This is a genomic window from Marinomonas sp. AWM4_232, assembly GCF_056158325.1.
Window position 1 is genome coordinate 93,700 of the sequence record NZ_JBSWTA010000001.1, and the last position, 20,022, is coordinate 113,721.

Here is a 20,022-nt window from a genome sequence, read left to right on the forward strand (position 1 = left end):
GGAATCGAATATGGAAGACAATATGGCGCTATCGGAGGATTTACCGTCAGTCGCGGTGCTTGTATGTCAGCAATTTAGTCCGTTTCATATCTCGGTTCCTTGCTTAGTGTTTGGCTCGGAAATGCTTAAAAAAAGCCTGTTCCGCATCACCATAATTCCTGCTGATGAGGGGCCATTGCTTTCCCAGGAAGGTATGCAGATGCATAGCACGGGATCCCTCGATCAGCTAAGTCAATTCGATATCGTGATTGTTCCCTATTGGCGCAGCTTTGAAGAACGTCCTAATGATGCCTTGCTCGACGCCTTACGACATGCCTATGGGCAAGGCTCTACCCTCGTTGGTTTGTGTCTGGGAGCCTATGTTTTGGCTTATGCGGGGTTGCTAGATGGTAAGCGAGCCTCAACCCATTGGGGATTGGAGCAAGACTTTATGCAGCGTTTTCCTAAGGTAGAGATGGATTGTAACGCCTTATACGTGGATAACGATCGTTTAATTACTTCGGCCGGCGTGGCCGCGGGTATGGACTGCTGCTTACATATTTTTCGTAAGTTCTACGGCGCAGACATCGCCAATACCGTGGCAAGGCGTATGGTGCTACAACCCCATCGTGAGGGCGGACAAGCGCAATTTATCGAACGACCGATGGCACCGTCTAACGACTTACGAATCAATCAGCTCATGGATTTCTTACGACAAGATCTATCGAGAGCTTACACATTAGATGAGCTAGCCAATCAAGTTGCCATGACACGTAGAACTTTTACGCGTAAGTTTCAAAAAGCGACAGGGATGTCTTTAGGTAAATGGCTGATGAATGAAAGGCTCCATCATGCTCAAACGTTACTGGAGAAAACGGATTGGTCAGTTGAACGTATATCTGCTGAGACGGGCTTTCTATCTACGAGCTCTTTTCGTGAACAATTCAAACAGAAGTTTTTTGTATCCCCCAGTGCTTGGCGCAAGGCATTTCAAGCTTAAAGGCCACATTTATTGTTCAAAGGCATTAACCTTCACATATTTAAGACAACTAAGTGATGAATAAAGTAAACCTATACGAATATTAATTAAGCCCTAAATCAGTCGTACTCTATCAAAATTGGGCGTAGGTCTGCTGAAAAATCATCACCTATGACAGAAAAAGGCTAAAAATTGAAATGATTGGTGACAGCTGAGAGTCAGTGAAACTAATAAAATAATATCTCTCTAAACGACTCATTAAGGGAATAAATTATGAAACTTCGATCAATCGTGCCTTCCGTTCTTATTGCAACATCCTTCTCTGCCATGGCGGGTGACTTCACGCTCACCAGTACCGACATTTCTCAAGGCAAAACGCTGTCCTCTGATCACGTATACCAAGGGTTTGGTTGTACAGGTGGCAACCTATCACCACAACTTTCATGGAATAATGCGCCAGAGGGAACGAAAGCCTTTGCAGTATTCGCCTATGACCCTGACGCTCCAACAGGCAGCGGTTGGTGGCATTGGCAAATCGTCAATATTCCAAGTGATGTAAACACCTTGCCTAGAGGAGTTGGAACATCCGATAACCAACATGTTCTTGGCGCTACGCAGTACTCAAACGATTACGGTGAAATTGGGTTCGGTGGCGCCTGTCCGCCGAAAGGTCATGGCCCACACCGCTACCAATTTACAGTTCATGCTTTATCGAAAGTACTCGATCTGCCTGAGAATCCGACCTCAGCAATTGTTGGTTACATGGTGAACGGGCACACAATTGATACAGCATCGATTGAAGCTATTTACGAAGCAAAATAGCTTTATAAAGTTGAAGCCTAATAGACACGCATGACGCAATGAACTGCGTGTCTATTCAGTCTGGGGCAAAACGATTGCTTGTCGGGTTTTTTTCAGCTCAGCTGGTGTGATACCAAAGTGCTTTTTAAAACGCATGGAAAACTTAGAATGGGTCTGATAACCACAACGATCCGCAATGACACCTATTGGCAAGTCCGTAGTTTGTATCAAATGTAGAGCCGTTCCCATACGAAATCGATCTTTTATTTCCTTAATAGACGTGTTTTCTTCTTTTAGTTTTCGATGGAGGGTTGATTCAGATAAGCCAACCAGACGACTTATATAGGGAATATTGATACTGTTTGCATCCGATTGCTTCATGATCTCGGTGATCTTATCCGTTAGTTTATGCGCCCTTCTGATTGCAAAAACCCCTTCATAGCCAATCGAAATAAGAAGGCTAATAATCTCTTTACGTCTTAACTTGAGTAACTCTTCGGGATAAACCGCACTGATTTCAAGAAACTGGGCAATGGATTTCCTCAACAGAGCATTCATGTCGCCAATGAAAAAATCTACGGGATCACTAGTCTCCCCGTTATCTTTTAGTGGCAGCTCATCGTCCTCAAACTCAATTAACACCGCATGATATGAATAATCTTTGGGGATGTTTCTCATACCAATCGAGTTGGAGCCAGCAATAAACACAAATTGATCGTGATAACAGATTTCAGCTCTCCCCTTAGACTCAAGTTGCTTTTCACCACTGCAGATAATAATCAACACCGGTTTAAGAATCGGAACATTCAGTAGATTTTGCTGGTAGACAGGGGCATACACTGAAAACGCATCTGACTGAAGTGTTTTACGTTGAGAGAGGTCTTTTATGTTTGCTGTCTGATTAGCCATTATCGTTTCCGTTGAAAGCCTGATTCCTTTCGAAAACCGATTATACGCCCTCTTTATTTTTAAACACACAACTTGGGGTAACAAACCAAAACACCTTTGCTCAAGTTTTAACCATATCCGCCGCTAACACTCCATTAGCTCAGAAAAGTGGCTTATAAAAGGATTTAAGGTATGGCGCATATTTCCATCACTGGTTTGAACTCAACAACACTCTCGTTATCCAGTTCTCGTTCAATCGACACGACGGTTACTCAATCCTCTTCCAGTGAACTGCAGGCCGCTCTGACTGAGTTAAGTACGTCCATCGTGAAGCAGAGTGACTCAGACATTCTCGCTGATTCAACTTTTTCTTTAACTCGCCCCAAAGGCGATCCGTACAACTTGTATGAAGATCAACCCGAACTTAAAGAGCTCGCTAAAGCGCTAGCAGAACGCTTAGATGGGCCTGTTCATGAGGCCAATTCAGACCACTTTTTTTACCAAGACAGCATGCGTGATTTTCTGCGAGTCGGAGTATTAACCGACCCAGAATTCCTCGATATGGCAACTTCCATGAGTGATGAGGAGCTAGCAGATTTTGCAGTAACAATTAAAGCGATGATGTTGCCTGCCTCTTTAAACTACACGAGTCATAACGAAGCCGATCGCTCCTATAAGGATAAAGTAGCCGAGTTTGTTAACGTATTAAAAGACAGCAATACGACTGACCGCACCGCCATACTCAATCGCTCTGCGGACTATGCCAACCAAGTCGATGTGGATGCTGCAGTGAGCTTTGAGCAAAATGTCTTTGGCCAAACGCTGACCAACTTTAAGTTTGATCCTTATCGAAGCGATACCTCGGCCAACAATTTACACAACTATATTTCTGCCGTTGTCACGACCGAAGATCCTGCTGCACTCACTCAACAGCTTGATAACATGAGCGTTGAAGCCCAAAAAGGACTGCTCAATATTTATGGTTTAGATACTGAACTTGGTGAGCGCTTATCAACACTCATTGGTACAGAAGGCAGTAATGTTCCTGCCTCACTACTCAGCGCTCTAGGAGAGATGGCAGATTCGGTCAAGATTTCCTTCATCACTTCGGATGTGGACAAACAGTTTGGTTACTCTTGGCTCGGTGATGAAGCGTTATTAAAAGACAATGAAGAAAGCCAAGGGCGAGACTTTGCGCTAGATTCTGTTTCCAGCATGATCACAACACTGGAGCGATACGACTTTTCGCAAGAGCAAAAAGAAACCATGGGCAGTGAATTAAGTAATCTATCGAACCCAGAAAAGCGCGCTTATATCGAGATCACCACCACTGGCCTTGATGATATGTTGCAAAGCAAAGTAGATGAGAGCTTTAACAAAAAGAACCTAGATGAAGCGATCGAAGTGGTAAGCACTCTTCGCAGTAATCAAAATGTGCTCTCACTGGTGAATGGCGCTCGCTATCATGACGTAACGCTTATTGAACGACCTGATATCGAAGAGGGGCAAACCGTGGTAGCCCTAGAAGGTGCCGCCGTGTTTAAAGACTTAAACACGGCTGTACGGGAATCCCGAGTTTTATTAAACGCATTTCCAGAACGAGCGAACATGGTGAATGGTCACTCTGTAAAAGGCCATGAAAGCGAAAATCTTTACAGCGCCAAAAGCTTTGATGTGTACAAACAAGACGTCACTAACCTCGTTAGCACATTGGTCGCCTTTGAAAGCATGCGTGGTGACAGCACAGCCGCTGAAACAGCCTCTCTCGACCAATTTGCCGAGAGTCTGACAGATATGCATTCCGGTATTCGTGATGAAACCTTAGCACGAGTCAGCGAAGAGCTAACGGCCAATACTCTTCATGAAAAGGCCACAGAAAATACGCAGCTAGCCTTCTTCTCAAGCCTCATACAGCAAATGGCGTTTGAGACAGAGCGTGATTTTCGGAACCAGTAAATAACACATCAATACTCAAAGGGCTTTAGTGATTAAAGCCCTTTAATCTTGTGATGAATGCAAATTGCAGAATGGGCATCGTTGGCAGCGTACAGGATTTGGCTTTCAGATAGAGGATAAGCCCCCCAATTAGATTTTTGTGCACCCTTACCCAGACGCGCGTGCAACACCATCGCTACACCAGCCCTAGCGCCAATATCATTCTTTTCACTGGCCAATCTTTTCAAGGTTTTAGCGAGGTCTTCTGTATTGACGATGCTAATGCCAAGCTTGCCACGTAACTCGCGATTATCGTCCTTTAGGCCAAATCCCACTTTTTGAATCTGAGGATTCGCTAGGATTTCCGCCGCAGCCTCGAGTGCTAATGGAAAACGTGTTGGGAATAAAAAGCCTTGTGTCGCCGTCGCCAGTTGAATCAACGTTGGTCCAGGACTCACTTCACCTTTCCGGAAAATCGGTTTGCTTTCCGTGTCGTATCCAACACTGACTTGTTGTTGCAATACAGCCAATGCTTGAGCGGCGTCACCTTCGTTCTCAACGACCAAAATATCGGCCAGTGCCAATCCCTTATAAGTGGGCAATTGATTAATCTGTTCTTTTGTTGGCCGTTGCATCGCGCTGCCCTTTTCTTGTCTCTAGGAAGGCCTGTTTATTTACCCGAATTATATAAGCTTGTCGAGCGAGGATCGTATTCAATAGAGAAATATAAGAAGAAATGGAGCTACTCTATTTGTATATACAAATAAATACAATTCGCACAATTTATGTGCTAATTTGACATTTGTCGCACTCTAAAGCGCCATAAAATAAAAACAAACACCCGAGAATTGTATATACATGATGGCATGGCAATTGCTATCCCATGTTTATCCATCTCATCAAAAGGGAGCTATCTAATGGATACTAACCAGGTTCAAACAGCCTCAATGGGCTCATCTGTTTTCAAACTGATTCTTTTCAGTCTGATCGGCATTGTGTTTTTCTTTGTGCCCATCACAATCAACGAAAAGAGCACCATTCCTCTTGATCACATCATCTCTTGGCTGCGCTCTGATCATACGTCGACCATACGAATTTACGCCTTAGCGGTAGTCATTGCTGGTGGCATTTACCCTTTTGTAAATGGCTCATGGAAGCAAGGCACCGCCAATGTGGTGCTATCTATCCTGAAGGTATTAGGGATCTTTGCCGCAATACTGGCATTTTTCAGCGTTGGGCCTGGATTCTTATTCGAAAAAGACATGCTGCCATTCCTATTTGAAAAACTCGTCGTTCCAGTAGGTCTGATCGTGCCGATTGGCGCTATCTTCCTAGCTTTTCTGCTTGGCTTTGGACTACTTGAATGGGTCGGCGTCTTACTCCAACCGGTGATGAAGCCGCTGTTTAAAACGCCAGGTAAGTCGGCCATTGATGCGGTCGCCTCTTTTGTTGGTAGCTATTCAGTTGGTCTATTGATCACTAATAAGGTTTACAAAGAAGGCCAATACTCAGCCAAAGAAGCAGCTATTATCGCTACGGGCTTCTCGACAGTCTCAGCCACCTTTATGATCGTTGTTGCAAAAACCCTAGGCTTAATGGAAGTGTGGAATACCTTCTTTTGGAGCACTTTAGTTATCACGTTCGTTGTAACCGCTATTAGCGTGCGTTTGCCACCCATTCGCTCAATGGATGACACCAAAGCGCAACCTGAGGCTACGGACTTCCCACACTCTCGTTGGAAACAAGCCATGTCAGAAGGCCTAGCAGTGGCTCAACAAGCGGAGCCGTTATCTAAACTGATCCTTAAAAATGCGAAAGACGGCTTGATCATGGCCATGAGCATCTTACCGTCGATTATGTCTATTGGCCTGATCGGATTATTGCTAGCGAAATACACTCCAGTGTTCGACTGGTTGGGGCTGCTGTTTTACCCATTTGCTTGGTTACTTCAATTACCTGACCCTGCTCTCGTGGCGAAAGCCTCAGCAACGGGCTTGGCTGAAATGTTCTTACCAGCCTTGATCGCAGCAAAAAGTGTGTTTGTAGTGAAATACGTGGTGGGCGTGATCTCTATCTCGTCGATCCTATTCTTCTCTGCTTCTATCCCTTGTATTTTGTCGACTCAAATCCCGATCTCGATTAAACAAATACTGGTGGTTTGGTACATCCGAACCGTACTGACCATGATCCTAGCCACACCTGTTGCTTACTTCTTAGCTGGCTACCCCCACTAGCTTTAACCTTGAAGTAACATTTGGCGGCAGATGAATGCATTTTTTATCCGCCGCCAATGCACCCCTCTTGTATATCCATCCTAAGCATCCGATACTCTGCATTCAGCTTATGTATTACCATTCCAAGGAGTTTGCTATTCACGTTTCCACTTCCCTGTTACGAATTTCTCAAAGCAAAGGATTGTTATGAAAACGCCCAAGAGACTACAGCCTCTTATTGAAGACGGCTTAATCGATGAAGTCATCAGCCAACTGATGAGCGGTAAAGAAGCGACCGTGTTTATGGTCCGCTGTGGGTCAGAGATTCGCTGTGCCAAGGTGTATAAAGACGCAGGCAAACGCAGCTTTAAACAAGCGGTACAATACCGTGAAGGCCGTAAAGTGCGTAACAGTCGCCAAGCCCGCGCCATGGCCAAAGGTTCAAAATACGGTCGTGAAGAGCAAGAGTCTCTATGGCACAACGCCGAAGTGGATGCGCTCTACAAAATGGCCCAAGCCAATGTACGTGTGCCCAAGCCCTACGGTTGTATTGACGGCGTACTGTTAATGGAGCTGATCACTGACGCAGACGGTGATGTGGCACCGCGTTTAAATGATGTGAAACTCACGCAAGAAGAAGCCCTCGCCCATCACACACAAATCATCCGCGATGTGGTGCGCATGCTCTGCGCTGGCCTCGTCCACGGGGACTTATCCGAATTTAACGTCCTAGTCGACCAGGATGGCCCCGTGATCATAGACCTCCCACAAGCGGTCGACGCAGTGGCTAATAACCATGCCGAATGGATGCTAGAGCGTGATATCAATAATATGCGTGATTATTATGGTCAATACGCACCCGAGTTACTTACCACACAGTACGCCAAAGAGATTTGGGAGATCTATGAATCGGGCAAGCTTACTCCTGAAACAGAGTTAACCGGTCACTTTGATGAACCAGCCGAAGCGGCCGACGTAGATTCGGTGATGATCGAAATACAAGAGGCTTTAAAAGAAGAACAAGAGAGATTATTGCGGATGCAGAGTGCGGATGAAAATTGACTTTGATCATTCAAACTTAAGTAAAGCATAATGCTCTAGGGTTCCATTTAACTACCATCTATCAAAGGAGTGTTTTTATGTGTACGAGAATTTTAAATAATATCGAAGTCTCCCACGTAACTGTTGGTCGCTGTATGGATTGGAAGTTTTTACTACCAGCATACGTATACGCTCAACCAGCACAACTAAAAAGAGTTGGTATTAGCGCAGAACATGCAGCGGCATTGGGCATAGCTCAAGAAAACATTCTATCTTGGGATGCAAAATACGCTTCAGTGGCAACACAGGTGGGAGATGACTCTACATTTGGAACAGATGACGGCATCAATGAAGCAGGATTAGTGGTAAATGTTCTCTATAACTCCAACTGTGATTACGGCCCAATCCCACATGAATCCGCTTTCCTAGCTCTAAGTGTTTTACGTTGGGGGCAATTTATCCTCGATAACTTTGATACAGTAGCAAGCGCCATTGAATATTTTCAAACGAACAAAATCATTTTAATCAAGGACGCAGTACCCGGAGACGAGGAGTCTGGTGCGCATTTGCACGTAACTCTATCTGATAGCGCTGGGAATTCAGCCATCATTGAAGTAAATGACGGTAAGATGGTTTTCTATTCAAATAAAGACTATACAGTTGTCACCAATCAGCCAAGCTATGAAGCACAGTTAATCATGTCTCAATATTGGTTTTATCAATGGGGATTGTCTGAGGTAAAGAATAATGACCCTGTTTATACTGCGCCCGGTGGTGGTACCTCTGTTCAACGTTTCCAACGCGCTTGTTTCTATCGTTATATGCATCGAAGCGAGAAAGGTAAAACAGATCGTTTAATGCAAGTACGATCTATGATTAATACTTGCGCTGTTCCACTGCTATTCCAAGCAAACCGTAATGAACATAAAGAAAGCCCATATACTCTTTGGGTTAATCTTTCGGATAGCACACATCTGCGTTATCACTTTTTGTTTACTGATCGCATTGGTGGTCTTGAATTTGATGTAAGCAATATCAAAGAATGTAAGCGCATCAAAGTCGCTGGCGACGGCGCAACATCCCTAAATCACGGTATTGCAAACTCTGCAATGGAGCCCTGCCAAGCTTTATTCGAAAACTAAATAGGTATAATCGCGAGCCTTATCTTAAAAGCTCGCGTTTACTCCGCTAATGAAGATACTAGCTTATAGCAGTTTTTGCCGGACATTTTGGCAGAATACAAAGCTTCGTCCACCGAGCGTAACGCAGTACGATGCGCTTTAGAGTTATGCCGCACTCCACCCAAGCTAATCGTAACTGAGCGCCCGACGCCAAATGAATGATGTGAGATGCTTTCTAACAAACGTTCAAGTTTAGCAGTAAAACCACCCTCACTCTCACCGTACATGACGAGAATAAACTCTTCGCCTCCCCAACGACCAGCCACACCATTCGCATCAAACGCGTTGCGTATATGATTAGCGACCCCCACCAATACATCATGACCAAATTCGTCATTCACATGCTTAAAATCCTCCACATCCGCCATAGCAATGAACAAGTCTTGATCAGAGTTGAGAAATAAATCTTCCATGTAACGACGGTTATATAGAGCTGTCAGAGGGTCAGTCATTGCTTGTTTATTCAGCTTTTCATTGGACTCTTGCAGCAGTTTATAGGACGCCCGACGGCTGAATTCGTAGTAGCACGACAAGATAAACAGCAGCAAATAGATCACAACGGTATTTGAAAAAGAATCAATGTCCCATGGGGCTGGCTGCCATACACCTAGGTTACTCTCAGCAAACCAAGCAATAAAAGCTAAATACGCACCGCTGTACAACGCGCCATATAGAAACCCTAATAGAAAGACACTCAAAACAGGGGTAACAAATGCCCAAGCCAACGAATAGTCGAGATTGTGACGATCTAAAATCACCATCAAACAGACACCGGAGACCATTAATAACAATATGAAGGACGCCAGAAGAACACGTCGAAAGAACAGCAAAGCGGATAAAGAGACAAGCCCCATTAACGTACCAACAGCGTCCACGAGTAAAAGGGGTGGGTAGTAATCAATGACTAAATTATAAAAGGCAAAAAATGCCGCAGCACCCGTACAGGCAAAGATGGAGATCAGTACCAAACTGAGGTGGCGATATTGTTCATCTGATTTAGACACGCCTAAATATTTCACTAATAGAGATTCAATCACCCTTGCACCTTTCATTATCAGCGTGGCCAATCCTTTCCTCATCCCTGTACTTCCTTGCAAGAATTATTCAAACGATAATACATAAAAAATCGCTTTGATACTTTAGGCGCAGATCAAAACAGCCGGCTTGAAATTAGCAGTGCTTGATGACAGTAAGTCATGAGAATACATGACACTTAACATTCATCTGAAACACCTACCCTCTACTTAAAATCTTCTTAAATCCTCGATCTGCCGCCCTTCATGTTGACCAAATTTACTTATCTCCATTACCTTTGAGGAACACATCCCAATACAAGCTAGACACTAGAGGAACTTATGACTATAAGCTTACCGACAAATTCTAAAATGCTGACGAAAGAGTTTACCTTTGGTGTCGCAACGGCCTCCTTTCAGATCGAAGGTGCCAACAACGTTGATGGTCGCTTACCTTGTATCTGGGACACATTTTGTGCAACACCTGGCAAAGTGTTGAATGGTGACGATGGCTCTAAAGCCTGTAACCATTACAACCTTTGGCAAGAGGACGTACAACTGATCAAAAGCTTGGGCGTCGATGCGTATCGGCTTTCGATTGCATGGCCAAGGCTGATGGATGAGAAAGGACAAGCCAATGAAAAAGGCATCGAGTTTTATCGTAACCTCCTCAAATCTCTAAAAGCACAAGGTTTACAAACCTTTGTGACACTTTATCACTGGGATTTACCCCAATACCTTGAAGATCGTGGCGGCTGGGTCAACCGAGAAACGGCTTACCGTTTTGTCGAGTACGCTGAACTGGCGACCAAAGAGCTCGGTGAGTGGGTAGACTCTTGGGCGACCTTCAACGAACCTTTCTGTGCCGCCATTTTGGGTTACGAATATGGCATCCATGCTCCAGGGCTAACCTCTCCCAAATATGGCCGACAAGCAGCGCATCACATCCTATTAGCCCACGGTTTGGCATTGCCTGTGATTCGTCGTAACAGCCCCAATAGCCAAGTTGGCATCGTACTCAATATGAATCGTACCTACCCAGCTTCAGCCAAAAGCGAAGATTATTTCGCAGCCTTGGTTCGTGAAACCTTAGATAATCAATTCTTTATCGAGCCATTGCTGAAAGCACAGTATCCGAAGCTGCTGGAAAAAGTACTACCAGACCATCTACCCACAGTACTCCCTGGAGACATGGACATCATCTCTCGCCCTATCGACTTCCTGGGTATGAACTTCTACACCTGCAATCATAATGAATTCGATGAAAACACTTTATTCAAAGATGTTAAGAGCAAACAACAGGTTGAATACACCGACATCGGCTGGGAAATCGCACCCCACGCCTTCAGCGAATTGCTGATCAACCTGAATGAGCAATATTCACTACCACCTATGTTTATTACTGAAAATGGTGCCGCCTGCGCAGATGTGATGATTGATGGAGAAGTGAATGATGAGCAGCGCGTTCGCTACCTAAACGGCCATATTAACGCCGTGAACGACGCGATCGAAGCCGGTGTGGATATTCGTGGTTACTTTGCTTGGAGTTTAATGGACAACTTCGAATGGGCCGAAGGATACAGCAAGCGTTTCGGGCTTTGTTACGTCGACTACGAAACCCAAAAGCGTACCATTAAGCTCAGTGGCAAAGCTTATAAAGCCTTACTGGAAAGGCGCAGCTAAGCCCCGACTCGATTTAAGTTTCAACAACAAAGCAACCTTTTTAGCCACTTACGTTACAACTAAAACTTAAATTCCTCAGTAGATAATGGATTCATTATTCCTATAAAGAACACTGAATTGTGTATCAATAAAGTGTCTAGAAAAGGTTTGGTCAGCTCAAAACGCTATTTTATTATTCTGTTTTGAACTGACCGACTAGCGCCATTTGCTCAGTGGCAAGCTTCGTCATCGCTTGACTACTTTGCTGGCCTTTTTGAGATTCTTCGGTTGCTGTGGCACTGCTATCAGAAATTTCATGTATGCTCATATTGATATCTTGAGCGACTAAGGATTGCTCTTCTGATGCCGTGGAAATAAGCAGACTGATGTCTCGAATTTCCCCCATCATTGTGCGTAACTCCTCCAATGTTTCCCCTACGCTGCGAGCTTCATCCATGCTGATGCGCGCATTGGTTCGGCATTCCTCCATATTCACAACCGTTTCCTTAACGCCTTGTTGCAGTTGTTGTATTACGGTTTGAATCTCTTCCGTTGATTCATGTGTCCTTGTTGCCAAGGTGCGTACTTCATCAGCTACTACAGCAAAACCACGCCCTTGCTCACCTGCACGAGCCGCTTCAATCGCTGCATTTAACGCCAATAGATTAGTTTGTTCGGCAATGCCTTGAATAACTTCAAGAATCTTGCCGATATCCTGAGAGTGCTGACTTACTCGATTTACAAGCGTCGAGGCATGCTCCAATTGTGACGCCAAACGTTCTACCTCTTCAATATTGTGCGCCATTTTGTTGCGGCTTTCTTCCGCTGAGCGATCCACTCTTTGAATCTTGCTAAGGCTATTCTCTGCGCTCTTCGATACTTCATTAACGGTGGCAGCCATTTCCGTCATAGCGGATGCGACGCTCGTTGTTTTTTCATTTTGAACGTACATCAGCTGTTGTGATGTTTTAGCAATATCGTTCGTCTGGTGCGCTGCCACTTCAACTTTTTCTGACGCCTCACGAACCTGAACAATAACGTTTCTAAGATTGGAGACCAGACCGTTCACCCAATTTGACAGTTCACCGAATTCATCTTTTGTTTTTACATTGCTCTGTTGGGTGAAATCACCTTTTGCTACAACACCCAATACTCTCATCACTTCCGCCAGCGGACGTTTTATACTCCGGCTTACCCAAACAATGACGAATGCTGCAGCTAAGATAGAAACAACGATGGCAATGTAAGTTACGTTCATTGCGATATCAGAGGCCTGATATGCATTGTTTTTGGCAGAGTTTCTAATGCCACTCACGCCAATTTGAAGTGCTTCGCCTAAGCCCCTCATTTCCTGCATCATGTTCATAAGCTGCGAGGCAGCCAATTCCGATTCGCGTTCTAGTCGACTTATGTTGTAGTGAGCAGCAAAGACACCATCTACTTGATTATAATTTGCAATAATATCCTTCAAGAGCTCTTCCACATATTCGTCTTGGATAGTTGGAATAACACCATCGACTCGCTCAAATCCTTTTTCCATTATGCCCTTCAGGAAATCCAGTTCTTCAAGATCAGTTAAATTGAAGTAATCTGAAAAGGTATCACTAAGACTTACCATTTGAGTACCAGCAAACGTGATTGCAAACTCTTGCTCACCTGTTTTTGCTTCTTCTTTTAATGCTTCAAGGTCTTCAATAGCAAACTTAATATTATCCATCCACTCAAGCTTCATCTCCGCGATGTCTCGCTTCAACTTGAGCGACTCTTTGTGGTTTGAAATTGCGGATTCGGCGATGGAGAAAAGGTCAGTTGATTTGGAGCGAATATCTGATAGCGATGCATTTAAGCTAGCATAGTCGCTTAAGGCCGAGTCCAATCTGGAAAGGCTATTTTGAAAACTGGACTTGGCTGACTCATATTGCATCGTCGTGCTCTCTATGGCCGCGTCAGATTGACTAACAAGAGAACTTAAAAGAGCAATGTTGGAAAAAGAAAGTTGTTCGTTGAGTAGAGCACTTTCGGCAGTAATATCCGCAACCTTACCTGTTACCGTCCCTAAATGCGTTTGCACTTTTCCTATGCCAAATAAGCTCGTGCCAGCAATCACAACAAGTAAAACAAGCAGCGCGCCAAAACCAACTAGAAGCCTCTGGATAACCGATAAAGACATACTTTACTCCATGATAATTCTTGACGTTTCGCAACATCATATAGATACACTCACACCACTTTACTAGTAATGGCGGTTTAATTATGGGGCCAATTAAAAGAAATCTTGTGTCAACTTTTTATGCGCTATCATCAACAGCGCAATTTATAGTAACTCTGCAATATTTGCGCCAGACACAAACTGTTCATTTGAAAATAAGTTCGAAAAAGAATTAAGTCATCTGATGGTTAACTTGAAGCGCATAAAAGAGCTTGGGACCGTCTCGTTTCAAGCAAATGTAGTGTGATTAGTGCTCAACTCTAACTGGCTGGAATACAGTAAGGGCTGGTATGTCTCTGAGCTACTTTTTTCAACTGATCTTGATTGTTTAAAAACAAAAAAACCGACTTCTAATAGGAAATCGGTTTTTCAGTATCGTAACTAAGCTACTTATCGAGCTTAGTTGTACGTAGGTAAGGTAGCTTGATGTCAACTTCGCCGTATTTGGCTTTAGCCTGCTCATCATCTAAAGATAATGCCACAATCACCTCATCACCCACCTGCCAATTTGCTGGCATAGCGATAGGTTCTCCGTAGCTCGCTTGCAACGCGTCCAAAGCCCGTAGCACTTCAGCAAAGTTACGACCAACTGACATTGGGTAAGACATGGAAAGTTGAAGCTTTTTATCTGGGCTAATAATAAACACTACACGGACACTCGCTGAGTCCGCTGCGGTACGTCCATCCGGCAAATAAGCGTCAGCTGGTAACATGTCTAATGCTTTAGATACCGCCAATGATTCGTCCGCTATGATTGGGAAAGTAGGCGTAGCACCAGAGAAGGTCTCAATGTCTGCCTTCCACTGCTTGTGTTCTTCAACACCATCAACAGATAACCCCATCACTTTCGTACCGCGTTTTTCCCACTCTGCTGCTAACGTCGCTACAGCGCCGAATTCTGTTGTGCAAACCGGTGTAAAGTCTTTAGGGTGACTAAAGAGAATCGCCCAACTATCACCGATCCAGTCATGAAGCTTGAAAGTACCTAAATCAGTTTCTAGCTCTAGGTTCGGTACAGTGTCATTGATACGTAGTGCCATATTGAATACCTCTTTGGTAGATTGGTTTTGCGTTGCTTCGATATATTCAAATATAGAATAAGCTTATAACAATTTAAACTAAAATTTACATATTACCTCAATAGTATTTCACTATGAAGACTCGTGGTGGTAATGGATCAGTAAGTTAGTTTGATGAATGCAAACGAAAGATGGTTAGGATTCAAGAGGTCTGTGCAAAGGAGCAAGTAAGACTGGCGAAGGTGGGGAGTGTTGAGTACTATTTCTTCTCAACTCAAAGATTAGAGCCTAATGGTTAGACTCTAAATGGGCTTTTAAAAACTCTGGGGCTAAATCCGCACCGTTTGACCACACCACCGTTTCTAACTCAGGATCGACAGTGAAGGCCTTAAACTGATCGAGTTCTTGAAGAGGCTCAAAGATAGGCCCTTTTAGAAGGTTTGATAGATTCACGACACCGTCAGAGCCGTCGTCGAAGGACACCCAAATACGGTAGTCAGATACATATTTTGCGGCTAGTACATGCAGCATGATTGTTAGGCAGCATGCAGATCTAATGGCTGCACGTTATCCAAGTTGATCTTTTGCTTTGCCTGCCATAGTTCATAGTTGTCTTGCATACTAAGCCAACTTTCAGGGCTGCGCCCTAATACCTTTGATAGCCTTAATGCCATTTCTGGTGTGACGGCACTTTTGCCTTTAACAACACGATTTAGTGTTGAAGCGGCAACGCCCAGATGGGTAGCAAGTGTCCTGCAACTTATACCGTGAGGCTCCATGTAAATGGACTCAATAAATTCACCGGGATGTGGTGGGTTATGCATATTCATTAGTGATAATCCTCGTAATTTAAGATGTAAGCATTACCATCCGTGAACTCGAAGGTTACTCTCCAATTGCCGTTCACCGATATCGACCAAATGTTAGATCTTTCTCCCTTGAGCTGATGAAGAGAAAAGCCAGGTAAATTAATGTCATCAATATCTTGTGCGGTGTGGATAGCAGCTAACTGCATGCGAAGCTTTTGCGCGTGCTTAGTCTGTATGCCTGAAGTTTTTCCTTTTTCGAAAAACAGCTTCAGACCCTTGTGTTTAAATGACTTAATCATGGAAGAAGTGTAGCGCATTGCGCAACACGATTCAACTTAACCAAATGCTTAGGCCAATACAAACGTAAGGCTTGAAGATTAACTGAGTTACGACTAGCATTGAAACCAATACGGCCCCTGCCTCTTGTCTCCTCGGAGATTACGCGGGGGTTTTTATTGGTTTTTCGAAATTCCCTCAGATCACTAAGCCAGTTGTTATTAAACCGCCAATAAACGCATCACCACCTATGCAGATCCCGCTACACTCTTTATACAACACTAAGGGGAATTCACAATGGCAACTACGAGTATTCGACTCGATCAGGGATTGGTTAACAAGGCAGCTGTTAAAGCAAAAACCTTAAACCGCACAGCATCGAAGCAAATAGAACACTGGTCCAGAATCGGCGCAATGATGGAAAGCAACCCTGATTTACCTTACGAGTTTGTAAAACAAGCAATCATTGCCCAAGCAGAGAAAGACGCAGGAGAGCTAGAAGTATATAGCTTTGGCTAAAGGTGCCCTAACTCTTATGCATTCGATGATTTAGAGCCTAATGATTAGGCTCTAAATGCGCTTTTAAAAACTCTGGAGCTAAATCTGCACCGTTCGACCAAACCACAGTCTCCAACTCAGGATCGACAGTAAAGGCCTTAAACTGATCAAGTTCTTGAAGGGGCTCAAAGATAGGACCTTTTAGAAGGTTTGATAGATTCACCACACCGTCAGAGCCATCGTCGAAAGACACCCAGATACGGTAGTCAGATAGATATTTTGCGTTTATTACATGCAGCATGGTTTGTTCCGGTGGGTGGTTTTCATCTGAGTCTGATTGTTTGGTGATTGGCTTTAAGGCAGATGATCTTAATTTTCATCTGACCCTGAGGTATCCCCACAAATTTAAGCATAATTTTGCTTCCTTTTCGTCAGTTGCTGAGTGAGTTGTTTGATGCCGTCTCGCCAGTCATTTTTTGATATCTGGAAGCGGGTAATTACGGCTCGTTTTCCAAGATAGAAGTGAGACAAGACTCTTCGTTTGCGTATCGTATTGACCTGGAAACACTTCGCATGACCCGTCAAATCTATGACTTTTCCTACTAAAACCAGCAAGATCGCAGTAAGAGTCGTGAGTAGTATCAGGTTGATCAGACGCTCTATTTTAAACGTGTAACTTAGCTCAAAACCCATGCCAAATCGGCTACTTTTCATATCTCGAAACCCTTCTTCAATTTGCATTCTTGTTTCATAAGCCTTGACGCATCGATTTGCAAAAAGACGGTTCACTGGAAGAGAAGACACTAATAACCAAGGTTCTTTTGCCCCTCTTGCTGCGGTGAGTGAAGACAAGGAAGCTCGTCTGTTTCCTTTCTGATTTATAGAATGACGTCCTTTGGGAGAGCTTTTGTAGAGAACAAACTGGTTGGTGACCGGACTTGACTGGCGATGTTTAAGCTCAAGATGCTGAGGTTTTTGATTGGCGTTTGAGAATAAAGTGGATATACAACGCCAAGCTTGAAGCGAGTTATCATAGTACTTACGTGGCTTTCTGACTCGACCGACATAATCCCAGCCTTGCTTCACGACCTCCTCTAACCAAGGTGTCTTAAAACCAGCGTCCGTTACAATGATGGGCTTCGCTTTACTTGGAAGCAGAGCTTTTAACATTCTCAAAAATTGCCGGTGCGTTTTAGGTTTTTCTTTTGTGAGTTTGTCATGAACTTCTTCATAAAGTGTAATGGATCGACCTTCAAAAGCGGTACTGGCGCGAATCAAGAAATGCTGACCACGGGCATCTAAATCTGACCAATCCACGCTGATAATTGGACGAGATCGAACCACAAAAAGCCGACTTATGTGGGCATACAGCGAAATAGATTCACGTCGCAGGTTCGGATTGGAGAGCAGGCGGTCTGAACGTTTAATACGGTGCTTTTCATAAGCACTTGATTGGATCCCTCGACCAATACTGGTCACGGTACAAAGGCTTCCTTGCGCTAAGCTGAGTACGCAAGCAGATAGCGCTTTGCGTCGAGTTTTATGCATGTTGGGGCTGACAATCGGGAGGATTTTGTTCAATATAGTAGTCGCGTTCATGGCTCTGGTGGTGAGTTGTTTTTGGCGAAATTATTGATCGCCAAGAGCTATGAACGTTCCCTTCTTGCTCTAACATTCTGATCTATATTGAAATTTTGTGGGGATACCTCAGGGTCAGATGAAAAATTCTAGCAAGGTTGTCGAGTTTGCAGGCTGTTCCCTCGGGGACCGAGGTCCTACAACGTTGAGACTTCGATTTATCGCTTAGATTGCGAAATTTATCCCCGATAGAGTCGGGTCGTACAGTGTTGGGGCTGCGGTTTGTCGTGGAGGTTGTTGGTTTTGTCGCGGGGACAACCCGCTCACACAAAAGATAGTTTGGTTAGTGGTTTAGCGAAGTTGTCGAGTTTGCAGGTTGATCCCTCGGGGACCGAGGTCCTACAGCTTGGGGCTTCGTTAGATAGTGAGATTCATCCCCGACAGGGTCGGGTCGTACGACTTTGGTGCTTCGGTTTGTCGTGGAGGTTGTTGGTTTGGTCGCGGGTGCAACCCGCTCGTACTGGGGTGGAGAGCACAAGTTTAGGGGGGAATTTTGCAGGAATTTATTAACTAAACGATATGGTAAATAAAAAGGGTTGACGGTTGGCTTTTTCTCTATTAATTTTACCTCATCGTTTAGTTATTAATTTTGATGCCAAGGGGCATTGTTTCATCCGATAGGAGTCTTTCATGCAAAGCAATAATGGTTACTACGGTGAGTTTGGCGGGAGTTACATCCCTGAGATTCTCTACTCTAGCCAGCAGCAAATTCTTCACGCTTTTGAAGAGGCGAAGAACGATCCAGCGTTTATTGCGGAGTTGAAGGATACTTGGCAGAACTATTCTGGCCGCCCTACGCCGTTGACATTTTGTAAGAACCTAACTGACCACTTTGGCGGTGCGCAGATTTATCTAAAACGTGAAGATTTGAACCAGTCTGGCGCGCATAAGATGAACAACGTAATCGGCCAAGCGCTGTTGGTGAAGCGTATGGGTAAAAAGCGTGTGATCGCGGAAACCGGTGCAGGTCAGCACGGTGTGGCGACGGCGTTGATCGCGGCGCGTTTGGGCCTTGAATGTACTATTTACATGGGCGCAAAAGATGTGAAGCGTCAGTACCCGAATGTGTTCTGGATGAAGCAGTTGGGCGCGACGGTTGTGCCTGTAGCTGAAGGTGCGCAAACTCTGCGTGACGCCTTAGACGAAGCATTACGTGACTGGTCTTCGAGCCATGAAGACAGCCACTACCTGATCGGTACGACGTGTGGTTGTGCGCCGTTCCCAGAGATGGTGGCGTTCTTCCAGTCGGTGATCGGTGAAGAAGTGAAAGAACAAAGTATGGCGCAGTTTGGCCAATACCCTGATCGCTTGTACGCGTGTGTGGGTGGCGGTTCCAATGCCTGTGGTTTGTTCTTGCCATTCCTAGAAGAGAAAAACGTAGAAATGGTCGGCGTTGAAGCCGGCGGTGAAGGCTTGGAGCTAGGCCAACACTCGATCCGTCTATCAAACGGTTTGGGTCAAAAAGGCATCGCACAAGGCTTTGCGACTATGTTCTTACAAGATGAAAATGGTCAGCTACAAGAAACACATTCGATCGCAGCGGGCCTAGATTACGTGGGCGTGTCCCCCATCATTGCTCACTTGGCGCAAGAAGGTCGCATTCAGATGACCTACGCCATGGACGACGAAGTGGTTGCAGCGTGTGCATTGTTGCTGAAAAAAGAAGGCATTATCCCAGCACTGGAATCGTCTCACGCCCTGGCGGGTGCATTTAAAGATGCAGCCAACTTACCAAAAGAGTCACGTATCGTGATCAACTTGTCAGGCCGTGGCGATAAAGACATCTTTAACGTGGCGAAAGCGATGAACGATGCAACCTTCCCAGAGTTCTTGGAAGATTACTTAGCAGACTACAACATAGACGACGAAGGGGAAGCCTAA

At 44.6% G+C, this 20,022-nt stretch carries 19 protein-coding genes; 9 read left to right on the forward strand and 10 right to left on the reverse strand.

Going from position 1 to position 20,022, the window contains the following annotated elements; all coding sequences use genetic code 11:
- The first annotated feature begins 10 nt into the window (after positions 1-10).
- Positions 11-979: a GlxA family transcriptional regulator gene (locus ACXAC1_RS00435; protein ID WP_475057523.1), complete on the forward strand. Its 969-nt coding sequence runs from the start codon at positions 11-13 to the stop codon at positions 977-979.
- Between the two features lie 252 nt (positions 980-1,231).
- Complete coding sequence (locus ACXAC1_RS00440; protein ID WP_475057526.1) at positions 1,232-1,780, forward strand: YbhB/YbcL family Raf kinase inhibitor-like protein; 549 nt, start codon at positions 1,232-1,234, stop codon at positions 1,778-1,780.
- A 51-nt stretch (positions 1,781-1,831) separates the two neighbouring features.
- Here the strand turns inward: ACXAC1_RS00440 and ACXAC1_RS00445 are convergent, their stop codons facing one another.
- Positions 1,832-2,668: a helix-turn-helix domain-containing protein gene (locus ACXAC1_RS00445; RefSeq protein ID WP_475057529.1), complete on the reverse strand. Its 837-nt coding sequence runs from the start codon at positions 2,666-2,668 to the stop codon at positions 1,832-1,834.
- Between the two features lie 171 nt (positions 2,669-2,839).
- Here ACXAC1_RS00445 and ACXAC1_RS00450 point away from each other — a divergent pair, with 171 nt between their 5' ends.
- A complete protein-coding gene (locus ACXAC1_RS00450; RefSeq protein ID WP_475057531.1) occupies positions 2,840-4,603 on the forward strand; it encodes a hypothetical protein in 1,764 nt (587 codons plus the stop codon).
- A gap of 32 nt (positions 4,604-4,635) precedes the next feature.
- On the opposite strand, the gene ACXAC1_RS00455 is transcribed toward ACXAC1_RS00450, so the two are convergent.
- Positions 4,636-5,217, reverse strand: coding sequence for a 3'-5' exonuclease (locus ACXAC1_RS00455; protein WP_475057534.1), 582 nt, complete (start codon positions 5,215-5,217; stop codon positions 4,636-4,638).
- Between the two features lie 282 nt (positions 5,218-5,499).
- On the opposite strand from ACXAC1_RS00455, the gene ACXAC1_RS00460 reads away from it, so the two are divergent.
- The 3 genes from ACXAC1_RS00460 to ACXAC1_RS00470 all read left to right on the forward strand — a co-directional run bounded on the left by ACXAC1_RS00460 (position 5,500) and on the right by ACXAC1_RS00470 (position 8,978).
- Positions 5,500-6,816 (forward strand): YjiH family protein, encoded by a 1,317-nt coding sequence (locus ACXAC1_RS00460; RefSeq protein ID WP_475057537.1) that lies wholly within the window; start codon positions 5,500-5,502, stop codon positions 6,814-6,816.
- 186 nt (positions 6,817-7,002) lie between these two features.
- Positions 7,003-7,857: a PA4780 family RIO1-like protein kinase gene (locus tag ACXAC1_RS00465; RefSeq protein ID WP_475057539.1), complete on the forward strand. Its 855-nt coding sequence runs from the start codon at positions 7,003-7,005 to the stop codon at positions 7,855-7,857.
- A 77-nt stretch (positions 7,858-7,934) separates the two neighbouring features.
- The gene (locus ACXAC1_RS00470; protein ID WP_475057542.1) at positions 7,935-8,978 is read left to right on the forward strand and encodes a linear amide C-N hydrolase; all 1,044 of its coding nucleotides are present in this window, start codon (positions 7,935-7,937) and stop codon (positions 8,976-8,978) included.
- A 38-nt stretch (positions 8,979-9,016) separates the two neighbouring features.
- Here the strand turns inward: ACXAC1_RS00470 and ACXAC1_RS00475 are convergent, their stop codons facing one another.
- The gene (locus ACXAC1_RS00475; protein ID WP_475057545.1) at positions 9,017-10,054 is read right to left on the reverse strand and encodes a GGDEF domain-containing protein; all 1,038 of its coding nucleotides are present in this window, start codon (positions 10,052-10,054) and stop codon (positions 9,017-9,019) included.
- 318 nt (positions 10,055-10,372) lie between these two features.
- On the opposite strand from ACXAC1_RS00475, the gene ACXAC1_RS00480 reads away from it, so the two are divergent.
- Positions 10,373-11,713 (forward strand): GH1 family beta-glucosidase, encoded by a 1,341-nt coding sequence (locus ACXAC1_RS00480; RefSeq protein WP_475057547.1) that lies wholly within the window; start codon positions 10,373-10,375, stop codon positions 11,711-11,713.
- A 172-nt stretch (positions 11,714-11,885) separates the two neighbouring features.
- Here the strand turns inward: ACXAC1_RS00480 and ACXAC1_RS00485 are convergent, their stop codons facing one another.
- The 5 genes from ACXAC1_RS00485 to ACXAC1_RS00505 form a co-directional block, all read right to left on the reverse strand.
- Positions 11,886-13,862 carry a methyl-accepting chemotaxis protein gene (locus ACXAC1_RS00485; RefSeq protein ID WP_475057550.1) on the reverse strand — a complete coding sequence of 659 codons (1,977 nt, stop codon included), beginning with the start codon at positions 13,860-13,862 and terminating at the stop codon, positions 11,886-11,888.
- A 425-nt stretch (positions 13,863-14,287) separates the two neighbouring features.
- Complete coding sequence (locus ACXAC1_RS00490) at positions 14,288-14,941, reverse strand: peroxiredoxin (protein WP_475057552.1); 654 nt, start codon at positions 14,939-14,941, stop codon at positions 14,288-14,290.
- Positions 14,942-15,208: 267 nt separating this feature from the next.
- A complete protein-coding gene (locus ACXAC1_RS00495) occupies positions 15,209-15,451 on the reverse strand; it encodes a DUF2442 domain-containing protein (protein WP_475057555.1) in 243 nt (80 codons plus the stop codon).
- 5 nt (positions 15,452-15,456) lie between these two features.
- A complete protein-coding gene (locus ACXAC1_RS00500) occupies positions 15,457-15,750 on the reverse strand; it encodes a HigA family addiction module antitoxin (RefSeq protein WP_475057558.1) in 294 nt (97 codons plus the stop codon).
- Entirely contained in the window at positions 15,750-16,046 is a 297-nt protein-coding gene (locus ACXAC1_RS00505; protein ID WP_475057561.1) for a type II toxin-antitoxin system RelE/ParE family toxin, read from the reverse strand. The genes ACXAC1_RS00500 and ACXAC1_RS00505 overlap by 1 nt, the downstream gene beginning before the upstream one ends.
- Positions 16,047-16,302: 256 nt before the next feature.
- On the opposite strand from ACXAC1_RS00505, the gene ACXAC1_RS00510 reads away from it, so the two are divergent.
- Positions 16,303-16,524 carry a TA system antitoxin ParD family protein gene (locus tag ACXAC1_RS00510; protein ID WP_475057564.1) on the forward strand — a complete coding sequence of 74 codons (222 nt, stop codon included), beginning with the start codon at positions 16,303-16,305 and terminating at the stop codon, positions 16,522-16,524.
- Positions 16,525-16,561: 37 nt separating this feature from the next.
- Here the strand turns inward: ACXAC1_RS00510 and ACXAC1_RS00515 are convergent, their stop codons facing one another.
- Complete coding sequence (locus ACXAC1_RS00515) at positions 16,562-16,804, reverse strand: DUF2442 domain-containing protein (protein WP_475057566.1); 243 nt, start codon at positions 16,802-16,804, stop codon at positions 16,562-16,564.
- A gap of 104 nt (positions 16,805-16,908) precedes the next feature.
- Positions 16,909-18,051 carry an IS4 family transposase gene (locus tag ACXAC1_RS00520; protein ID WP_475057567.1) on the reverse strand — a complete coding sequence of 381 codons (1,143 nt, stop codon included), beginning with the start codon at positions 18,049-18,051 and terminating at the stop codon, positions 16,909-16,911.
- A gap of 720 nt (positions 18,052-18,771) precedes the next feature.
- On the opposite strand from ACXAC1_RS00520, the gene trpB reads away from it, so the two are divergent.
- Positions 18,772-20,022, forward strand: a complete 1,251-nt coding sequence (gene trpB / locus ACXAC1_RS00525; RefSeq protein WP_475057569.1) for a tryptophan synthase subunit beta — start codon at positions 18,772-18,774, stop codon at positions 20,020-20,022.